At 70.8% G+C, this 18798-nt stretch carries 17 protein-coding genes; 11 read left to right on the top strand and 6 right to left on the bottom strand.

Annotated features, from left to right (window positions below; all coding sequences use genetic code 11):
- Window positions 1-18 precede the first annotated feature (18 nt).
- Both SMD20_RS21355 and SMD20_RS21350 read right to left on the bottom strand, forming a co-directional pair.
- Window positions 19-981 (bottom strand): SIS domain-containing protein, encoded by a 963-nt coding sequence (locus SMD20_RS21355; RefSeq protein WP_329583860.1) that lies wholly within the window; start codon window positions 979-981, stop codon window positions 19-21.
- Complete coding sequence (locus SMD20_RS21350; RefSeq protein ID WP_329583859.1) at window positions 978-1922, bottom strand: hypothetical protein; 945 nt, start codon at window positions 1920-1922, stop codon at window positions 978-980. Before SMD20_RS21350 ends, SMD20_RS21355 begins: the two co-directional genes overlap by 4 nt.
- A 360-nt stretch (window positions 1923-2282) precedes the next feature.
- Between SMD20_RS21350 and SMD20_RS21345 the strand changes: the two genes are divergently transcribed.
- The 4 genes from SMD20_RS21345 to SMD20_RS21330 are packed head-to-tail and all read left to right on the top strand — an operon-like array spanning window position 2283 to window position 6084.
- The gene (locus SMD20_RS21345) at window positions 2283-3401 is read left to right on the top strand and encodes a polyamine ABC transporter substrate-binding protein (protein WP_329583858.1); all 1119 of its coding nucleotides are present in this window, start codon (window positions 2283-2285) and stop codon (window positions 3399-3401) included.
- Between the two features lie 8 nt (window positions 3402-3409).
- A complete protein-coding gene (locus SMD20_RS21340; RefSeq protein WP_329583856.1) occupies window positions 3410-4276 on the top strand; it encodes an ABC transporter permease in 867 nt (288 codons plus the stop codon).
- Window positions 4269-5048 carry an ABC transporter permease gene (locus SMD20_RS21335; RefSeq protein ID WP_329583854.1) on the top strand — a complete coding sequence of 260 codons (780 nt, stop codon included), beginning with the start codon at window positions 4269-4271 and terminating at the stop codon, window positions 5046-5048. The genes SMD20_RS21340 and SMD20_RS21335 overlap by 8 nt, the downstream gene beginning before the upstream one ends.
- Window positions 5035-6084, top strand: coding sequence for an ABC transporter ATP-binding protein (locus SMD20_RS21330; protein ID WP_329583852.1), 1050 nt, complete (start codon window positions 5035-5037; stop codon window positions 6082-6084). Before SMD20_RS21335 ends, SMD20_RS21330 begins: the two co-directional genes overlap by 14 nt.
- Here SMD20_RS21330 and SMD20_RS21325 read toward each other — a convergent pair.
- On the bottom strand, window positions 6078-6683 hold the full coding sequence (locus SMD20_RS21325) for a TetR/AcrR family transcriptional regulator (RefSeq protein ID WP_329583851.1): 606 nt from the start codon (window positions 6681-6683) through the stop codon (window positions 6078-6080). The genes SMD20_RS21330 and SMD20_RS21325 overlap by 7 nt on opposite strands.
- A 128-nt stretch (window positions 6684-6811) precedes the next feature.
- On the opposite strand from SMD20_RS21325, the gene SMD20_RS21320 reads away from it, so the two are divergent.
- From SMD20_RS21320 to SMD20_RS21290, 7 genes are all read left to right on the top strand, one after another.
- On the top strand, window positions 6812-8086 hold the full coding sequence (locus SMD20_RS21320; RefSeq protein WP_329583849.1) for a glycosyltransferase: 1275 nt from the start codon (window positions 6812-6814) through the stop codon (window positions 8084-8086).
- Between the two features lie 14 nt (window positions 8087-8100).
- Window positions 8101-9498 (top strand): aminobutyraldehyde dehydrogenase, encoded by a 1398-nt coding sequence (locus SMD20_RS21315; protein WP_329583847.1) that lies wholly within the window; start codon window positions 8101-8103, stop codon window positions 9496-9498.
- Between the two features lie 252 nt (window positions 9499-9750).
- On the top strand, window positions 9751-13011 hold the full coding sequence (locus SMD20_RS21310; protein WP_329583845.1) for a sensor histidine kinase: 3261 nt from the start codon (window positions 9751-9753) through the stop codon (window positions 13009-13011).
- Window positions 13008-13430 (top strand): roadblock/LC7 domain-containing protein, encoded by a 423-nt coding sequence (locus tag SMD20_RS21305; protein ID WP_442942492.1) that lies wholly within the window; start codon window positions 13008-13010, stop codon window positions 13428-13430. The genes SMD20_RS21310 and SMD20_RS21305 overlap by 4 nt, the downstream gene beginning before the upstream one ends.
- 23 nt (window positions 13431-13453) lie before the next feature.
- Window positions 13454-13855, top strand: a complete 402-nt coding sequence (locus tag SMD20_RS21300; RefSeq protein WP_084685891.1) for a DUF742 domain-containing protein — start codon at window positions 13454-13456, stop codon at window positions 13853-13855.
- Window positions 13836-14414, top strand: coding sequence for a GTP-binding protein (locus SMD20_RS21295; protein WP_329583843.1), 579 nt, complete (start codon window positions 13836-13838; stop codon window positions 14412-14414). The genes SMD20_RS21300 and SMD20_RS21295 overlap by 20 nt, the downstream gene beginning before the upstream one ends.
- Before the next feature lie 68 nt (window positions 14415-14482).
- Window positions 14483-15928: a pyridoxal phosphate-dependent decarboxylase family protein gene (locus SMD20_RS21290; RefSeq protein WP_329583841.1), complete on the top strand. Its 1446-nt coding sequence runs from the start codon at window positions 14483-14485 to the stop codon at window positions 15926-15928.
- Here SMD20_RS21290 and SMD20_RS21285 read toward each other — a convergent pair.
- The 3 genes from SMD20_RS21285 to SMD20_RS21275 all read right to left on the bottom strand — a co-directional run bounded on the left by SMD20_RS21285 (window position 15903) and on the right by SMD20_RS21275 (window position 18785).
- On the bottom strand, window positions 15903-16631 hold the full coding sequence (locus tag SMD20_RS21285) for an SAM-dependent methyltransferase (RefSeq protein WP_329583839.1): 729 nt from the start codon (window positions 16629-16631) through the stop codon (window positions 15903-15905). The two genes, SMD20_RS21290 and SMD20_RS21285, sit on opposite strands and share 26 nt — an antisense overlap.
- Window positions 16631-17404, bottom strand: a complete 774-nt coding sequence (locus tag SMD20_RS21280) for an ABC transporter ATP-binding protein (RefSeq protein WP_329583837.1) — start codon at window positions 17402-17404, stop codon at window positions 16631-16633. Before SMD20_RS21280 ends, SMD20_RS21285 begins: the two co-directional genes overlap by 1 nt.
- A 145-nt stretch (window positions 17405-17549) precedes the next feature.
- Window positions 17550-18785 (bottom strand): FAD-dependent monooxygenase, encoded by a 1236-nt coding sequence (locus tag SMD20_RS21275; protein WP_329592631.1) that lies wholly within the window; start codon window positions 18783-18785, stop codon window positions 17550-17552.
- Window positions 18786-18798: the final 13 nt, after the last annotated feature.

Raw genomic sequence — 18798 nt, 5'->3', positions numbered from 1 at the left:
GCTTACTGGGCCCGCTGTCTACGACTGGGCCGCCCACCAGTAGGCCGCGACCAGCTCGGCCACCAGCGTCTCGGTGAGCAGCGCCACGTCCGGGTCGTCGTCGTGCGCGTAGCGGACGGTGGCCGCGGCGTCCTTGACCTCGGCGCCGACGCTCACCACCGTGGAGCCGCGCTGCCGCACCCAGTCCATGGCCTGCTCGTCGTAGCGGGAGCCGGGGAAGAGCAGGGCGCGGTAGTCGAGGGTCTTGGTGAGGTAGACGTCCACGTGCGACCAGTCGCCGCTCTCGCAGGCGTCGGCCGCGCGGCGCGGGCCCTCCCGCAGCATGAGCGCCGACTGCTCGGCCGACGACAGCCGCTCGGCGGGGGCGATCGTGTAGACGCCGTGCGGGCCGTCCAGCAGCTCCATGGTCATCGGCAGCCACTCGTCCCTGCGGTCGAGCAGGTCGGCGGTGGCCTCGGCGGTGCGGCCGAGCAGCCCGGCCAGGTCCAGGGGCCGCCCGGTGAGCCGGCTCTCCAGCGCCAGCAGCAGCGCCAGGGTGTGCTGGAAGGTACGGCAGGCCACGCCGCCGCGCTCCTCGCCGGCGTGCATGGGGATGGTCGCGCGGGCCAGCCCGGCGAGCGCGGAGTCCGGCCGGTTGGTGAGGGCCGCGACGAAGGCGGGGCCGCCGGCGTAGCGGTCCACGGCGTCCAGGGTCTCCCTGCTGCCGCCGGTGGCCGAGATCGGGATGACCAGCGTGTCCGGCGTGGCCGGGTACGTCGCCGCCGCCGAGGCGTAGTCGGCGTAGGCGTCCACGCCGGCGGCGCGCAGGCGCAGCGCTGCGACCCCGGCGGCGTACCGGGAGCTGCCCATGCCGAGGAACAGCACCCGGCGCGGGTTCGCGGGCAGCTCCGCGAAGGGGTCGGCGGCGGCGAGCGCGGCGGCCAGGCCCTCCAGGGCGGCGGGCTTGGACTCCAGGTCGGACAGGTAGAGCTCGGAATTCACGACGGGTTCTCCTCGGTGTACCAGGTGCGCAGGACGCCCATGGGGGCGTAGCGCCAGCGGGGCAGGTGGCGGGCGGCGTAGATCAGCTCGCGGCACTCCTGCTCGATCTCGAACGGGCGGATCAGGCCCTCGTCCAGCAGGTCGGGTCGGCCGCGCGCGGCCAGGCGGGCCCGGTAGGCGGCGAGCAGGCCCGCGCGGGCCTGCGCGGCCCAGGCGGCGGCCCGCTCGGGCGGGGTGCCGCGGCGTTTGATCGCGACCTGGGCCACGTGCTCCAGGCTCGTGGTGAGCTGGGCGACGTCGCGGGCGGCCGGCTGGAAGGGGTCGGCGTCGGTCACCGTGGGGTTGCCGTCGAAGTCGATGACCGCGTAGCCGTCGCGCCACCGGAGGATCTGGCCCACGTGCAGGTCGCCGTGGATGCGGATGAGGGGCGAGGCGATGGGGGCGTCGAGGGGTTCGAGCTCGTGCCTGAGCCGGTCGGCGCGGCCGGCCAGCCACCGCCCGTCCTCGCCGCCGGTGAGCTCCAGCGCCTCGGCCAGCGCCCCCGCGGCCCGTACGGCGGCGGGGGAGGGCGGCTCGGCCTGAACGGGCGGCGCAGGCTCGGGCGTCGTCGTGTGGGGGAGGGTGGACAGGGCGAGGTGCAGGTCGGCGGCCAGGCGCCCGAGGTCGGCGGCGAACGCCGTCTCGCCCGCCTCTGCCTCGTCCACGCACCACTCCCAGCCGTCCCTGGCCTCGGGAAGGTAGCCGGTGGCGAGGGCGAGCAGGCACTCCCGGCCGTCGACAGGGCCGGTCAGAGCCGCGTAAGGGGGAGCTGTGTCGTTGAATCCGGCCTCAACGAGGTGGGAGAGGATCTCCGGGGTGGGATGGGGCAGCGGGACGGGTGGGGTCAGCCACTTCACGACCACCTTCTCGGCCACCACCACCGAGTAGTTGGTCTGGTCCACGTGAGGGCCGAAGTCCCGTTCGCCCGGGACCCCGATGTGCGGACTTGCCGGGTCGTACGAGAGGGTTGGCAGCGGCAGGAACCGGCGCACGCGAAATGGCGGCGGCACCTCTCCCTCCAACACCGTGAGAAGCGCGGCTGTGAGCCCGCGATCTCGTGCGGTAAGGGGTTTCTCACCGAGAGAGACCAACCGCTGCGCTATTGAATCCCAATTCAACTGGTAGACCAAACTTCCAGGTAGCAATGTGGTGAAAAGTCTTGCTCATGTTGATTCGTGCTGCAACACTCTCAGCCTGGTCTGCTGTGTCCGGTAAGGTCGCGCGACCCCTCGTACATCGCACATCAAGAAGGAGTAGCGGCCGTGTCCCGTATCCGGTTCACCCGTCGTCTTCCGGCCGCCGCTGCGGCGGCCGGCCTCGCGCTTGCCGTCGCGGCGTGCGGCGGTGAGTCGTCGAACAGCTCAGACGGCGCGACCGCGGCGGCTGCAGAACAGCTCAAGCCCAATGCCGACCTGTCGAAGCAGTCGCTCCAGGTCACTGTATGGGACGGTTACACGCCGAAGGAGCTGCCCGAGAAGGCCAAGGAGAAGCTCAAGGTCTCCGACGTCAAGGTCAGCCTGCACGCCACCAACGAGGAGGCGATGGCCAAGCTGACCGCCTCCGGCGACAGCGGCATCGACGTGGCCTTCGTCTCCGGCCAGTACGCCCAGGCGCTCAACGAGCAGGGCCTGCTGGAGCCCATCCACGCCGAGCTGGTCCCCAACCTGGCCAACCTCTTCCCGGAGGCCGCCCAGCTCTCCTACGACAAGGGCAACAAGTACTCGGTGCCCTACACCTGGGGCACCACCGGCATCTGCTACCGCAGCGACCTGGTGAAGAGCGTGCCCACCAGTTGGAACGATCTGCTGAAGCCCCCGGCCTGGGCCGACAAGAAGGTCACCATGATGACCACCGAGCGCTGGCTGGCCCTGCCCGCGCTCAAGTCCCTCGGCTTCTCGGTCAACACCGACAAGGACGAGGAGATCGCCAAGGCCAAGGAGCTGCTGCTGGAGGCCAAGCCGCACCTGCTCGCCTACGACGACACGACGTTCGGCGAGAAGCTGAAGTCCGGCGAGGCCGTGATGGTCGAGGCGTGGGACGGCTGGTGCCCGACCACCGAGAAGAACATCAAGTTCGCGGTGCCGAAGGAGGGCAGCGACCTCTGGGTGGACACCATGGTGATCATGAAGTCCTCCAAGAACAAGGAGGCCGCGCACGCCCTGATCAACTACATCCTCGACCCCGAGATCCACAGCTGGGCCGCCGAGAACATCAACTACAAGGTGCCGAACAAGGCCGCCATGGAGCGGGTCAAGGCCCCCGAGGGCTCGCTGCTCGGCGTCAAGCCCGCCGAGCTGCTCGCCGGTGAGTCGATCATCGACCTCGGCCAGGCGTCCACCAAGTACACCCGGCTTTCCAGCGAAGTCACGGCGCAGTCGTAGTCAGTGCAGTGAAGTCTGAGGCAAAGGCCCGGCCGGCGCCCCGCGTGCGGGGCCGCCGGCTGGGCGCATTCGTTTTCCTGTCACCCGGGCTGACCTACCTGGTGGTGCTGCTGCTGGTGCCGCTGGGCCTGGTGCTGAGCTACACGGTCTTCCAGCGCGGACGCTTCGGCGGCGTGGTGTACGAGTTCACCACCGAGAACTTCACCCGCCTGATCGACCCCCTCTACCTGGGCGTGGTCGGCAACTCCCTGCGCATCGCGGCCCTGACGACGCTGATCGCGCTGCTGATCGGCTATCCGACGGCCTACCTGATCGCGCAGCTCCCCTCCAAGTGGAAGACGCTCGCGCTGGTCGCGGTCGTGCTGCCGTTCTGGACGAACTTCATCATCCGGGTCTACGCCTGGATCATGCTGCTGAGCGGTCCAGGGCTGGTCAACAGCGCGCTCGGCAAGCTGGGGCTGGGGCCGTACGAGCTGCTCTACCGCGAGGGCACGATCGTCACCGGGTTGTTGTACTCGTACCTGCCGCTCATGGTGCTGCCGCTGTACTCCGCCATCGAACGGCTGGACCCGCAGCTGCGCGAGGCGTCGGCCAACCTGGGCGCCTCGGCGTTCACCACGTTCCGCAAGGTGACGCTGCCGCTCAGCGTGCCGGGCGTGCTGACCGGCTGCCTGTTCGTGTTCGTGCCGAGCTTCGGCAACTTCGTCATCCCCGAGATGCTGGGCGGCAGTAAGTCGATCATGGTGGGCAACCTCGTCCGCGACCAGTTCCTCAAGGCGCGCGACTGGCCGTTCGGCTCGACGCTGGCGCTGGCGCTCATCGCGGTGCTGGTCGTGCTGCTGATCGTGCAGGCATGGGCGGCCCGCCGTGCGTAGGTCCAAGCTGCTGTACGTCCCGTTCTGGGCCACGTACGTCTTCCTCTACCTGCCGATCGTCGTGCTCGTCGTGATGTCGTTCAACTCCGGCGACTCGGCGTACACCTACGAGGGCTTCAGCCTCAAGTGGTACGGCGAGCTGGCCGGCGACGAGCGCATCAGGACCGGCGTGGTCAACACGCTCATCGTGGCCGCGGGCTCCACCGTCATCGCCACCGTGCTCGGCACCCTGATCGCGGTCGGCCTGGCCCGCTACACCAGGTCGAAGACGCTCGACGCGCTCGCGCTGATGCCGGCCGTGCTGCCCGACCTGGTGCTCGCCATCGGGCTGCTGGTGTTCTACAGCGCCATCCAGCTCACGCTCGGGCTGTACTCGGTGACGCTCGCGCACGCGCTGTTCTCGATGGCGTTCGTCGCGGCGGTGGTGCGCACCCGGCTCACGGGCGCCGACACCTCGCTGGAGGAGGCCTCGCGCGACCTCGGGGCCGGGCCGGTGGTCACCTTCATGAAGGTCACGCTGCCGCAGCTCACGCCCGGGATCGTCGCCGGGGCGCTGCTGGCGTTCACGTTGTCGCTGGACGAGTTCGTGATCGCCTTCTTCACGATCGGGAACGCCGAGCCGACGCTGCCGATCGTCATCTACTCAATGGTTCGTTTCGGGGTGACCCCGAAGATCAACGCGCTGGCCGCGATCCTGCTCCTGGTGAGTTTCACCGCGGTGATCGCCGGTCAGCGGATGACCAGGATCGGGGAGTCACGTGCTCAAGATTGACGGCGTCACCCGCAGCTTCGGGAGCGTCACCGCGCTGGACGACGTCTCGCTCCAGATCGAGCAGGGCGAGTTCTTCGCCCTGCTCGGCCCTTCGGGCTGCGGCAAGACCACGCTGCTGCGCATCATCGCCGGGTTCGAGACGCCCGACAGCGGGCGGGTCACGCTCGACGGCGAGGACCTGCTGTCCAAGGCGCCCAACCGGCGGCCGATCAGCCTCATGTTCCAGTCGTACGCGCTGTTCCCGCACATGACCGTGGCCAAGAACGTGGCCTACGGGCTGGAGCGCGAGCGGCTGCCGCGGCAGGAGATCAAGCAGCGGGTCGGCGAGGTGCTGGAGACGGTCGGGCTGTCGGCGCACGCCGGCCGCAAGCCCGCGCAGCTCTCCGGCGGCCAGCGGCAGCGGGTGGCGCTGGCGCGTTCCATCGTCAAGCGGCCCCGCCTGCTGCTGCTCGACGAGCCGCTGTCGGCCCTGGACAAGAAGGTCCGCGCCGACATGCAGCTCGAACTGAAGCGGCTGCAGCACGAGGTCGGCATCACCTTCGTGGTCGTCACGCACGACCAGGAGGAGGCGATGTCGCTGGCCGACCGCATCGCGGTGTTCGACACGGGCCAGGTGCGCCAGGTGGACGCGCCCGTGGCGCTCTACGAGCGGCCGAGGACGCCGTTCGTGGCCGACTTCGTGGGCGCCAACAACCTGTTCCGCGGCCTTTCCACCGGGCTCGACGCGCTGCGCAGCGAGGAGTTCGGCATGCTGGCCGGCACCCCGCTGGAGGAGCTGGAGGCGGACAAGCCCGCGCTGCTCGCGGTGCGGCCCGAGCGGGTCGAGCTGGCCGACGAGAGCGCCGTCAGGGGCATGGCGGGCAGCGTGGTGGACGTCAGCTTCTACGGCGGCGTCTCGCACGTCTCCGTGGACGTCCCCGGCCACCCCAAGCCCATCCTGGCGGCCGTTCAGGGAGCCGGTACGGTCCGCCCCGGGGCCAAGGTGAAGGTGCGCTGGAACGCCGAGGACGCCGTCATCATGGCGGATCCTCAGTGAGAAAGATCGTTGCCGGTCGCCGCCCGCGCGTACGACAGGATCAGCTCGGCGGCCTCGGCGGGCCCGATCACCGGGTGCCGGGCGGTGATGCGGTAGCCGTAGGCGTCCTCCAGCGCCACGAGGTTGCGCGCGATCGACAGCGAGTCGGCGGCCAGCGTGAAGACGCCCAGCGCCGCCCCGGTGTCCAGGATCGCCTGGTACATCGACACCTGGCGGTCGTAGAGCGAGGTGAGCAGGACGCCGTAGACGCGGTTGCGGCCCGCGGCGCCGCCCAGCTCGTTGAGCAGGCGCACGTCGGGGTCGAGCGGCCCGGTCGGCAGCCCGGAGCGGATCGTGACGACCAGCTTCTCGGCCGGGTCGGTGAAGTCGGCGAGGCGGCGCAGGCGCTGCTCGTAGAAGCGTTCCATGCCCGCGTGCTGCGCCTCGACCAGCAGCTCGCCGAGGTCGGGGTAGTGGTAGAGCACGGCGCCGGAGGTGAGCCCCGCCTCCTCGGCGACGTGCGAGAGCTGCACGCCGTCGACACCGTGGCGGATGATGGCTTTGCGCGCCGCCTCGATCAAGTCGATGCGCCGGTCACTCCGGCTTTTACGCTGAGCCACCCTCACCACCTTCACTCGTTGGGCTTCCGTTCAGTTAGCCGTGACCATAGTGCCCGTTACTTGACCATCACGCCAGCCACGTTTTTGAATTAGCCTTCAACTCTTCGAATCCCTCTCTCGGAGTTCCGATGTCACTCACGTTCCTGTTCATGCCGGAAAGCGCGTACGGCCCGACCAACAACTCCATCGGGATCGGCGACATCCTGCGCCGCCGCGGCCACCGTGTCGTCTTCGCCGCCGAGTCGTCCTGGAAGGGCAAGCTGGAGGCCCTGGGCTTCGAGGAGGACCTGGTCGACCTGGCCCCGCCGCCCGAGAACCCCGAGGAGCAGGACGCCGGCCAGTTCTGGAAGGACTTCATCCGCGACACGGCCCCGGAGTACCGCAAGAGCACCAAGGAGCAGCTCGACACGGTCACCAGGCCGATCTGGGGCGAGCTCATCGACGGCGCGAAGTACTGCGAGCCGCAGCTGAAGGCCATCATAGAGCGAGTGAACCCGGACGTGATCATCGAGGACAACGTGATCACCTTCCCGGCGCTCCTGACGGCGGGCAAGAAGTTCGTCAGGATCGTCTCCTGCCAGCCGCTCGAGGTGCGCGGCGCCGACGTCCCGCCGGTCTTCTCCGGCCTGCCCGCCGACGACCGCAGCGAGTGGGACGACTTCCGCGCCGAGTACGACCGCACCCACCGCGAGCTGTGGAGCGCCTACAACGAGTGGTGCGTCGAGCAGGGCACGGACCCGCTGCCCGACCTCGACTTCATCCACGAGGGCGACCTCAACCTCTACGTGTACCCGGAGATCCTCGACTACGTGGACCGCCGCCCGCTGGGCCCGTCGTGGCACCGACTCGACTCCTCGGTCCGCGAGACCGACGAGGACTTCACGCTGCCCTTCGAGCGCCGCCCGGACACCGCGCTGATCTACTTCTCGCTCGGCTCGCTCGGCTCGGCCGACGTCGGCCTGATGCAGCGGGTGATCGACGTGCTGGGCACCACCCCGCACCAGTACATCGTCTCCAAGGGCCCGCTGCACGAGGAGATCAAGCTCGCCGACAACATGTGGGGCGCGGAGTTCCTGCCGCAGACTAAGATCGTGCCTCAGTGCGATCTGGTCATCACGCACGGCGGCAACAACACGACCACAGAGGCCCTGCACTTCGGCAGGCCGATGATCGTGCTGCCGCTGTTCTGGGACCAGTACGACAACGCCCAGCGAGTCTCCGAGCTGGGCTACGGTGTCAGGCTCTCGACCTACACCTTCGAGGACGACGAACTCACGGGGGCGATCGCCCGGCTGCTCGGCGACACCGAGCTGCGCGAGCGGCTCGCCGCCGAGGGCGAGGAGATCCGGCGTCGCGACGGCCTGCGCAAGGCCGCGGACCTGATCGAGCAGCTCGGCCAGTAAGGACAAGACCTTCCATGCGTGAACTGATCAACCCCGCCACCGGGCTCCCGTGTGCCGAAATAGCCGACACGCCGGTGGAGGGCGTGGCGTCGGCCGTGACGGCCGCCCGTGCCGCCTACGCTGAGTGGTCCGAGACGACCCCGGCCGAGCGCGCCCGGCTGCTGCTGCGGCTGGCCGACCTCGTGGAGGCCGACGCCGAGGAGCTGACGAGGCTCGAAGTGGAGGAGACCGGCAAGCCGGCGGCGGTCTTCCGTGACGGCGAGCTGCCGTTCGCGGTGGACAACCTGCGCTTCTTCGCCGGGGCCGCCCGCTCGCTGGACGGCTCGGGCGCCGGGGTGTTCAGCTCCGGCTACACCTCGGTCATGCTGCGCCGCCCCGTCGGGGTGGTGGGGTCGATCTCGCCATGGAACTTCCCGTTCATCATGGCCGTGTGGAAGGTCGGGCCCGCCGTGGCCGCGGGCAACGCCGTGGTGATCAAGCCGGCGCCGCAGACGCCGCGTACGACGCTGCGCCTGGCCGAGCTGTTCGCCAAGGCGGGCGCTCCCGAGGGGCTCGTCCAGGCGGTGACCGGCGGCGCCGAGGTCGGCCAGGCGCTGGTCACCGATCCTGGTGTGGACATGGTCAGCGTCACCGGCTCCACGGAGACCGGCCGGGCGGTGATGACCGGCGCGGCGGCCACGCTCAAGCGGGTGCACCTGGAGCTCGGCGGCAAGGCGCCGGCGCTGGTCTTCGCGGACGCCGACCTGGCGGAGATGGCCCACGGCGTGGCGATGGGGGCGACGTACAACACCGGGCAGGACTGCACCGCGGCCACCCGGGTCTACCTCGCCCGCGAGATCTACGACGACGCCGTGGAGGCGCTTCGGGCAACTCTTGCCAACATCACCTACGGCGACCCCTGGGACCCCGCCACGGACATCGGCCCGCTGATCTCCGCGGCGCACCGGGAGCGCGTGCACGGGTTCGTGGAGCGTTCTGGCGGCCGGGTGCGGCACGGCGGCGCCCTGCCCGAGGGGCCGGGCTTCTACTACCCGCCCACCCTTGTGACCGATGTCGCACAGGACAGCGAGATGGTCCAGGGCGAGCTTTTCGGGCCGGTTCTCGTGGCGTTGCCGTTCGACGGCGAGGACGAGGCGGTCCGGCTGGCCAACGACACCCGCTACGGGCTCGCCTCGTCGGTGTGGTCGCGCGACGTCTCGCGGGCGATGCGCGTGGCGCACCGTCTCGACGTGGGTGTGACCTGGGTGAACGACCACCTTCCCATCGCCAGTGAGGCGCCGCACGGTGGGGTGAAGGGCAGCGGGTTCGGCAAGGACATGAGCCAGGAGGCGGTCCTGGAGTATTCGGTGACGCGTCATCTGATGGTGAAGCACGCGGCACCCGCTGAGCGGGATTCGTTCCGGCCCGCTTGAAAACGTGTACGGCGAAATGCACCCTAAAGCGAAGCTTTGGGCGTGTTTGATGGGATATGTCGGGTTGGCCGATCTGGTACGGACTGTGTTCCAATTACCCAGCCGGACGGAATCCCATGCGCCACACGCGTGTCTGATTTCTTTCGAGCACGTACCGGCGAGAGGTTGCGAGAGTCAGTGAGGACGGAAAACCCCAGGCATACGAAGTCGGGGGAGTACACAGGCGGCAGGTTCCGGCTGGCTAACTGGCGTGTGCGCTCCAGGCTGGTCGCTCTGATCCTCATCCCCACGGTCGTGGGCGTGCTCCTCGCCGGCATCCAGCTTGCCGACGCCATCGGGACCAGCGCCGAGTACCGGCGGCTGACCCAGGTCGCGGAGCTGGTCCAGAAGGTCGGCGCGCTCAACCACGAGCTCGCCAAGGAGCGCACGCTCACCGCGTGGGCCGTCGCCACGGGCAACCGGGCCGGCCGCACGCTGCAGCTGAAGAACCAGCGCCAGGCCACGGACAAGGTCAAGGCGCAGGTGGAAACCGCCGCCAAGGCCATCGACGACTCCCACACCAGCCGCGTCCGTGAGGGCGTGGCTGAGATGTCCCGCTGGCTCGACGGTCTCGACAGCCTCCGGGACTCGATGGTCGGGAACGTTCCGCCGCAGGCGTCCATCCGCACCTACACCACCATGATCGGCATCTTCTCGTCGATCCAGGCGGGTCTGGCCGACGGCGTCAACGACGACCGCCTCCAGCGGGACATCTCGGCGCTCGGCTCGCTGCAGTCGATGAAGGAGGAGGTCTCGCGCCAGCAGATCATGCTGATCGTCGCGCTGGCCGAGCGGAAGCTGGACGGCGAGGCCCTCACCGAGTTCCTGGGCTCCTGGGACAAGCAGCAGGCCGCCCTGGCCTCGTTCGAGGCCGAGGCGTCCGCCGAGGAGCTCAAGGCCTACCACCAGGGCCTCAGGGGCCAGCAGATCGACCGCGCCGACTCCATGCGCCAGCGCGCGCTCGCCCAGATGCGCGAGTACAACAGGCTCGGCGACCTCGACGTCACCACCGCCCGCGACCTCACGGTCTGGTACGACAGCACCACGCTGACCTCCAACGCCATGCGCAAGGTCGAGGACAGCCTGGCCACGAAGATCGTGAGCCGCACCCGTGAGCTGAGCGACAGCGAGCAGCGCAACGCCATCATCTCCGGCGCGATGATCCTCGTGCTGCTGCTCCTGGTCCTCGTCATCACCACCCGCGTGGCCGGTTCGCTGGTCCGCCCGCTGCGCCGGCTCCGCGCCGAGGCGCTGCAGGTGGCCACCACCCGGCTGCCCGAGACCGTCCGCGTGCTGCGCGAGTCCGGCGATGGCGCGCAGGTGCCGGAGGTCCCCTCCATCGGCATCAACACCCGCGACGAGATCGGGGAAGTGGCGCGGGCCTTCGACGAGGTCCACCGCGAGGCGATCCGGCTGGCCGGCGACGAGGCCAAGCTGCGCGCCAACGTCAACTCCATGTTCGTCAACCTCTCCCGCCGCAGCCAGACGCTGGTCGAACGGCAGCTCCAGCTCATCGAAGGTCTGGAGCAGGGCGAGGAGGACGAGCAGCGACTGGCCAACCTGTTCCGCCTCGACCACCTGGCCACCCGCATGCGGCGCAACAGCGAGAACCTCCTGGTCCTCGCCGGCCAGGAGGCCGCGCGCAAGTGGAGCGAGCCGGTGCCGCTGGTCGACATCGCCCGCGCCTCGCTGTCGGAGGTCGAGAACTACGAGCGGGTCCAGATCTCGATCGCGTCCAGCACGCTGATCGTCGGCCCGGCCGTCACCGACGCCGTCCACCTGCTCGCCGAGCTGATCGAGAACGCCATCTCGTTCTCCCCGCGCGAGAGCAAGGTCACCGTGACCAGCACCCCCGCCGAGGGCGGCGTCCTGGTCACCATCAACGACCAGGGCATCGGCATGAGCCAGGACGAGCTGGGCGAGGCCAACTGGCGCCTGGCCAACCCGCCGGTCGTGGACGTGTCGGTGTCGCGCCGCATGGGCCTGTTCGTGGTCGGCCGCCTGGCCCTGCGCCACGGCATCCGGGTCCAGCTCAGCCAGCGCGAGAACGGCGGCCTGAGCGCGCTGGTGATGATGCCCGACATGCTCATCAGCGGCGGCGCCGGGGTGCCGCAGCAGGGCGGCCAGTACGAGGCGTTCACCTCGTTCGACCCGAGCATGTTCAACCAGCCCTCGGCCAACGGCGCGCAGTCCACCGCCAACCAGGTGCTCGACACCGAGTGGCCGGGCTCGCTGCCCGCGCCGGGCAGCACCGGCACGAGCTGGCCGTCCTTCGGCGAGCAGCCGTCGTTCGACCAGCCCTCCTCCGACCAGCCCTCCTTCGACCAGCCGCCCTTCGGCCAGCCCCGCTTCGGCGAGCAGCAGCCGGCCGCCTTCGGCGGCGACCGGCCGGGCCCGTTCGACCGCGCCGGCTTCGACCAGCCGCCGGCGGCGTCGCCGGGCGGCCCGGGAGTGGACGAGCAGCGCTGGCCGTCCTTCGCCGGGGAGCCGCCCGCTCCCGCGCGGCAGGAGGAGCAGCGCTGGTACTCCGACGAGGCCGCCCGCTGGCCGTCGTTCGCCGAGGAGCCGCCCGCTCCCGCGCCGCAGCAGCCGCAGCAGCCGTTCGCCGAGAACCGCTGGCCGTCCTTCGCCGAGCAGCCGCCGCCGCCCGCGCAGAGCGACGAGCCGCGCTGGCCGTCCTTCGCGACCGAGCCGCCCAAGGAGCAGCCGGACGATGCGTCCCGCTGGTCCTCCTTCGCCGACCCGCTGCCGCGCAGGGGTCTGTTCGAGTCGGTCGACCGGCCGCGGCAGTCCTTCGGCCCCGACTACGTCTCGCCCTTCGACGAGGACCCCAAGCCCGCCGACCGTTACGAGCAGAACGGGCACTCCGGTCTCGGGGCCTTCAGCGCCGGCAACTACACCTCCCAGGACATGACCGGCCCGCTGCCGGTCGTGCGCAACTCGCCGCTGGAGGAGCAGAGCGAGGAGTTCCTGCCCATCTTCTCCTCGGTCGGCTCCGACTGGTTCCGCCGGCCGGAGCCCGAGCAGCTCAGGCAGCGACTCGAACCGGTGGAGGAGGAGCCCGAGGTGACCGCCGTGCACCCGGCCATCCCCGCCGACGCCACCGCGCCGCCACCGGCCCCGCCGGCAGCCACGCCGCCGGCCGCGAGCGCGTCCAGGTCGTCGGGGCTGCCGCAGCGGCGGCCGGGCGCGTCGGGAGCCGGCGCGAGCTGGTCCTCGCCGGCGGACGCCGGTTTCCAGGCCGCACAGGCCGCCGCGCAGCCGCAGCAGGCCGGCACCACGAGCTCCGGTCTGCCGCGCCGCGTGCCCAAGGCGAACCTGGTGCCCGGCACGGCCAGCCTCGCCGAGCCCCAGCCGACGTCTCCGCCGCCACAGATCTCGCCCGAGCGGTTGCGCAGCCGGCTCTCCAGCTTCCAGCAGGGTGTCCGGCAGGGCCGAGCGTTCACCCGCGGAGAGAATGAGGAGGACAAATGAGAGAGATGAGCCAGGGAGCGCGCGGCATCAGCTGGCTGATCACTGACTTCGTGAACAACGTGCCCGGAGTGGCGCACACGGTCGTGGTCTCGTCGGACGGTCTGCCGCTCGCGTACTCGGAGGGTTTTCCGAAGGACCGGGCCGACCAGCTCGCGGCCGTCGCCTCCGGCGTGATCAGCCTGACTCAGGGCGCGGCCCGGGTCTTCGAGGGCGGTATGGTGAGCCAGACCGTCATCGAGATGCAGCGCGGGCTCTTGATGATCATGTCCATCAGTGATGGGTCCTGCTTGGCGGTTCTGGCCGCCCCCGACTGTGACATGGGTCTGGTGGCTTACCAGATGACCCTGCTGGTCGAGCGGGCCGGGCAGGTGCTGACGCCGGCCGTACGCGCTGAACTGCAGGCGGCCCGTCCCCGCTAGCCTGGGGGCGTCGACAGGAGATCATGGTGACAGGTCAGGGTTGGGCTGGTGATAGCACTCCGCCGCATCCGGCGGCGCCACAGTCGCGCAAGAGCTCGTTGGTACGGCCGTACGCCGTGACCGGCGGGCGCACTGCGCCACGGATGAAGTTCGCCATGGAGGCGTTGGTGTCCTCCGTGACGTCGGAATACCAAGACATTTCCCTACTAAGTCCGGAGTATCAGGCGATCATCCAACTGACTCGTAACGTTCGGTCGGTTGCTGAGATCTCCGCCCTTTTACGCCAGCCCCTTGGAGTGGTCCGGGTGCTGATCGCCGACATGGCGTCGGAGGGCCTGATCCGCGTGCACCAGCCTGCGCTGGAGGCGGGAAAGCCGGACCTCAACTTGCTCGAAAGGGTGCTCAGTGGACTTCGAAGGCTCTAGCCCCGGCCTGACCTCGACGAAGATCGTCGTGGCCGGGGGCTTCGGCGTTGGCAAGACGACGTTCGTGGGTGCGGTCTCGGAGATCCTCCCCCTCACCACGGAAGCCGTCATGACGGACGCGTCCGCCCACGTGGACGACGTCTCGCTGACGCCGAACAAGACGACCACGACCGTGGCGATGGACTTCGGCCGCGTCTCGCTGGACCGTGACCTGATCCTCTATCTGTTCGGCACGCCGGGCCAGCACCGGTTCTGGTTCATGTGGGACGACCTGGTGAAAGGCGCTATCGGCGCGATCGTGCTGGTCGACACCCGCCGCCTGGCCGACAGCTTCCCCGCGATCGACTACTTCGAAGAGGCGAAGCTGCCGTTCGTCGTCGGCATCAACGGCTGGGACGGGCACTTCGCCCACCAGGAGGAGGAGATCCGCGAGGCGCTGTCGATCAGCAGCCACACCCCGATCATGCGGCTGGACGCCCGGCAGCGCGAGTCGGTCAAGGCGACGCTGATCACCCTCGTGGAGCACGCCCTGACCCGCCACATGCACGAGCCGGTATAGCCCGGCGTCACGGGCGCCGCCGGGTGTGGATCCCCGGGCGGCGCCCGTCCGGGTGACAGGATGCGGGCATGCACGCGACCCCATATCCTCTCGAACCCGGCCCCGCCCAGACCCGTGAGATGGGCGAGGCCGCGCTGGCCCTGATCGAGGAGTTCCTGCGCGACCTGCCGGACCTGCCCGCCCTCGCCACGAGCGACGCCGGCCTGCTCGCCGGCCTGCGGGAGCCGGCCCCCGAGCACGGCAGCCCTCTGTCCGCCCTGCTGCGGACGGTGGCCGCGGCGGCCCGGCAGGGCGGGGCGAGCGCGGGGCCGGGCTACCTGGCGTACGTGCCGGGCGGCGGGCTGTACGCCGCCGCCCTGGCCGACTTCCTGGCCGCCGCGCTCAACAAGTACGTGACGGTCTGGGACCTCGCGCCCGCCTGCGCCCAGATCGAGGCGACCGTCGTCCGCTGGCTGTGCGACCTGTTCGGCCACCCGGACGAGGCGCGCGGCATCCTGACCTCCGGCGGCTCGATGGCCAACTTCTCGGCGATCGTCACCGCGCGTACGGCGCTGCTCGGCGAGCGCTTCCTCGACGGCGTCCTCTACGTCACCGACCAGACGCACGCCTCCTCCGCCAAGGCCGCCCTGCTGGCCGGCTTCCCCCGGGCGAACCTCCGCACCGTGCCCACGCTGCCGTCACTCGCGATGGACCCGGCCGCGCTGACCGGCCTGATCGCGGCGGACCGGGCGGCGGGCCTGCGCCCGTTCCTCGTGATCGGCAGCGCGGGGACGACGAACACCGGCGCGACGGACCCCCTGGAGGAGCTGGCCGGCATCGCGCGGGCCGAGGGGCTCTGGTTCCACGTGGACGCCGCCTACGGCGGGCCGTTCCAGCTCACGGCGCGCGGGCGGGCCCTCATGAGCGGCATCGAGCGGGCCGACTCGATCACGCTCGATCCGCACAAGGCGATGTTCCTGCCGTACGGCACCGGGGCGCTGCTGGTCCGCGACGGGGCGCGGCTGCGCGCGGCGCACCACCTGGGCGCCGACTACCTTCAGGACCTCGCCGCGGAGGAGGAGATCCCGAACTTCACCGAGTACTCGCCGGAGCTCACCCGCGGCTTCCGCGGCCTGCGGCTGTGGCTGCCGGTCAAGCTGCACGGCCTCGCCGCCTTCCGCGAGGCGCTCGACGAGAAGCTGGACCTGGCCCGCGTGGTGCACGACGCCCTGGTGGAGTCGGGGTTCGAGGTGCCGTGGGAGCCGCGGCTCACCACCGTGGCCTTCCGCTGGGTCCCCGAGCACGGTGACGCCGACGCCTTCAACGCCCGCCTGCTGCGCCGGATCAACGCCGCCGGGCGGGTGCTGCTGTCCAGCACCACGATCGGCGGCACGTACATGATCCGGGTGTGCGTCGTGAGCCACCGCACCCACCGCGACCGGATCGACGAGGCCGTCGCCATCATCCGCACGGCCTGCGAGCGGCTGCGCGAGGAGGAACGAGAGGCGGTCAGGAGCGGCGCAGCAGGAGGGTGACGAAGCCGAGCAGGTCGCGGTAGCCGTTGAGCCAGATGTCGCGGTGCTCGCGCGCGGCCCGCAGCGCCTCGTCGCCGTCGGGGCCGGGGTGCTCGGCGGCCCAGCGGGCGAGGCTGCCGGTCCAGGAGAACTCGTAGTCGTCCCATTCGGCCCGGTCGCTGACGTGGGCGTGGACGGTGAGCCAGCCGCCGGACTCGGCCGCCGCGACCGTGCCCGCGAGGTCGGGGAAGGGGCCGATCTCCGCGACCAGCTCCGGCGTCGGCGTACGCTCCCAGAACCCCTCGCCCACCAGCGCCAGCCCGCCGGGGCGGACGAACCTGGCGAGCGCCTCCATCGTGCCCTTCAGCCCGCCGAAGGCGTGCGTGGAGCCGACGGCGAGCACCAGGTCGTACGGCTCACCGGCGGGAAAGGCGCTGATGTCGGCGAGCCGCGCCGTGAACCGGCCGGCCAGGCCGCGGGCCGCGGCTTCGCGCTCGGCGGCCGACACGGCGTGCGGGGAGAGGTCCACGCCGTCGGCGACGGCCGACGGCACCAGCTCAAGAGCGCGGAGCGCCCACGCGCCGGGCCCGCAGCCGAGGTCGAGGACGCGCGCGCCCTCGGGCAGCGCCGCGCGCCGCAGCAGGCGGTCGAGCGCGGCGTCGGAGACGGGCGCGGCGATCGGGTGGTCGGTGTGCGCGATGGCGCTGATGAGCTGCCGATCCATCAGACGACCGCGGCGTGTCCCCGGACCAGGCGGCCCACCTCGGCCCGCAGGTGCACGAAGTCGCTGTGCTCGCGGGTGGTGATCTGGTCACGCGGCCCGGGCAGGTCGACCTTGAGGTCGCCCACGACGTGCGCCGGCGCCTTGGACAGCACCACCACGCGGTCGCCGACGTAGACGCTCTCGTCGATGTCGTGCGTGATGAGCACGATCGTCATCTGGTGGTGGCCGCGCACCTTGAGCACCAGGTCCTCAAGGTCTTCCCTGGTCTGCGCGTCCACCGAGCCGAACGGCTCGTCCATCAGCATCAGCGTCGGCCGGTAGGCGAGCGCCCGCGCGATCGCGACCCGCTGCTGCATGCCGCCGGAGAGCTGGAAGGGGTATTTGCGCTCGGCCGTGGACAGGCCGACCGACTCCAGCGCCTCCATGGCGGCCTCACGGCGGGCCTTCTTGTCCATGCCCCTGCGGCGCAGCGGCAGCGCGACGTTGTCGGCGACCGACATCCAGGGGAACAGCGAGCGGCTGTAGTCCTGGAACACCACGGCGAGGTTGTCGGGGGTCTGGCGCACGAGCTTGCCCTCGACCTTGACCTGGCCGCCGGTCGGGCTGATGAGCCCGGCGATCGAGCGCAGCAGCGTGGACTTCCCGCAGCCCGACGGCCCCACGATGCACAGCAGCTCGCCCTCGGCGACGCTCAGGTTGAGACCTTCGATGGCGCGGTGCTCGTTGGGGGTGCCGGCGCCGTACACATGGGAGAGATTGTCTATCTCGAGCAATGTGCTTCCTAGGGGGGCGAGACCGCGGAGGAGGACCGCGACTCCGGAAGGGTCGGAACTCGACTCTAGCGGAGCGGGCAAAGCTGGAGGAGTCGGTCAGGTAAACCTCTTCCGGGCGCGATCTTACTCGGGGAGACCCGCACTGTCATGGCGCACGTACGCTCCACGACTCCCGCTCGTTGAGCGCCCGCACGTCGGCGTCCGAGATGGCCCGCTGCGCCGCCGCCATGGCGGCCAGCTCGGCCTCCGTCAGCACGTCCGCGACGTCGCGGAAGCCGTCGGGCGCCCGCTCGGTCACCAGGGCGATCGTCTCCTCGACGGGCAGCGCCCGGTGCGCGCGCACCAGGGCCGAGGTGGGCGGAAGACGCTCGTTCTCGTACGCGCTCAGCGCCTCGGCCGGATCGTCGTACGAGGCCAGGCACCGCGCCAGCACCCGGGCGTCGAGCACGGCCTGGGAGCCGCCGTTCGAGCCGATCGGGTACATCGGGTGGGCGGCGTCACCGAGCAGCGTCACCCGTCCCTCGCCCCAGCGCGGCAGCGGCTCCCTGTCGACCATCGGGTATTCGAGGATGCGGCCGGTGGCGGCGAGCAGGGCCCGGATGTCTGCGGGGCGATAGGTCCAGTGCGCGAAGTGCGGCGCCACATCGGACAGGCGGCCCTCCCGGCTCCAGTCGGCGGCGGCGACCTGGCCCGGCTCGGCCACCTTCACCTCGGCCACCCAGTTGACCAGCCGCGGGTTGGCCGCCGAGATGTGGTAGGTGACGAACTTGCCGGCCGTGTTGGAGCCGCCGACCAGCACCGTCGCGCCGTCGAGGATGGGGTCGGCCTCGGCGACGCCACGCCACATCCTGATGCCCGCCCACAGCAGCGGGTCGCCGGCCGGGTGCAGCCGGGCCCGCACCGCCGACTGCACGCCGTCGGCGCCGACGAGCACGTCCACCCGCTCGCGCAGCACCTGCCCGTCCGCCCGGCGCAGCGTGACGAGCACGCCGTCGCCGTCCTGCGCGCAGTCCTCGAAGCGCACCCCCGTGCGCACGGGGACGCCGCGCTCCTCGACCGCGGCGAGCAGCGCGAGCTGCAGCTCACCGCGGTGGATGCTGTACTGGGGCCACCGGTAGCCGGCCGCGCGGCCGCGCGGCAGCGCCAGGATGACGTTGCCGTGCCGGTCGGCGAAGGTCATGGAGCTGGTCTCGACGCCGAGCGCCGCCAGGCGGCCGGCCAGCCCCAGCTCGGTCAGCTCGCGTACGGCGTGCGGCTGCAGGTTGATGCCGACGCCGAGCGGCCTGATCGTCCGCGCGGCCTCCACGACCACGCACTCCAGCCCGGCCGCGGCCAGGCTCAGCGCGGCGGCGAGTCCTCCGACGCCGCCGCCCACGACCATGGTCCTCACGGCC

The organism is Nonomuraea sp. LP-02 (genome assembly GCF_036289125.1).
Classification (GTDB): Bacteria; Actinomycetota; Actinomycetes; order Streptosporangiales; family Streptosporangiaceae; genus Nonomuraea; species Nonomuraea bangladeshensis.
This window is presented reverse-complemented; position numbering and strand designations above follow the sequence as displayed.

Coding starts and splice junctions, on each gene's coding strand:
- SMD20_RS21320 (WP_329583849.1), top strand. CDS start 6,812: ATGTCACTCACGTTCCTGTTCATGCCGGAAAGCGCGTACGGCCCGACC.
- SMD20_RS21315 (WP_329583847.1), top strand. CDS start 8,101: ATGCGTGAACTGATCAACCCCGCCACCGGGCTCCCGTGTGCCGAAATA.
- SMD20_RS21305 (WP_442942492.1), top strand. CDS start 13,008: ATGAGAGAGATGAGCCAGGGAGCGCGCGGCATCAGCTGGCTGATCACT.
- SMD20_RS21300 (WP_084685891.1), top strand. CDS start 13,454: ATGGTGACAGGTCAGGGTTGGGCTGGTGATAGCACTCCGCCGCATCCG.
- SMD20_RS21290 (WP_329583841.1), top strand. CDS start 14,483: ATGCACGCGACCCCATATCCTCTCGAACCCGGCCCCGCCCAGACCCGT.
- SMD20_RS21285 (WP_329583839.1), bottom strand. CDS start 16,631: ATGGATCGGCAGCTCATCAGCGCCATCGCGCACACCGACCACCCGATC.
- SMD20_RS21275 (WP_329592631.1), bottom strand. CDS start 18,785: ATGGTCGTGGGCGGCGGCGTCGGAGGACTCGCCGCCGCGCTGAGCCTG.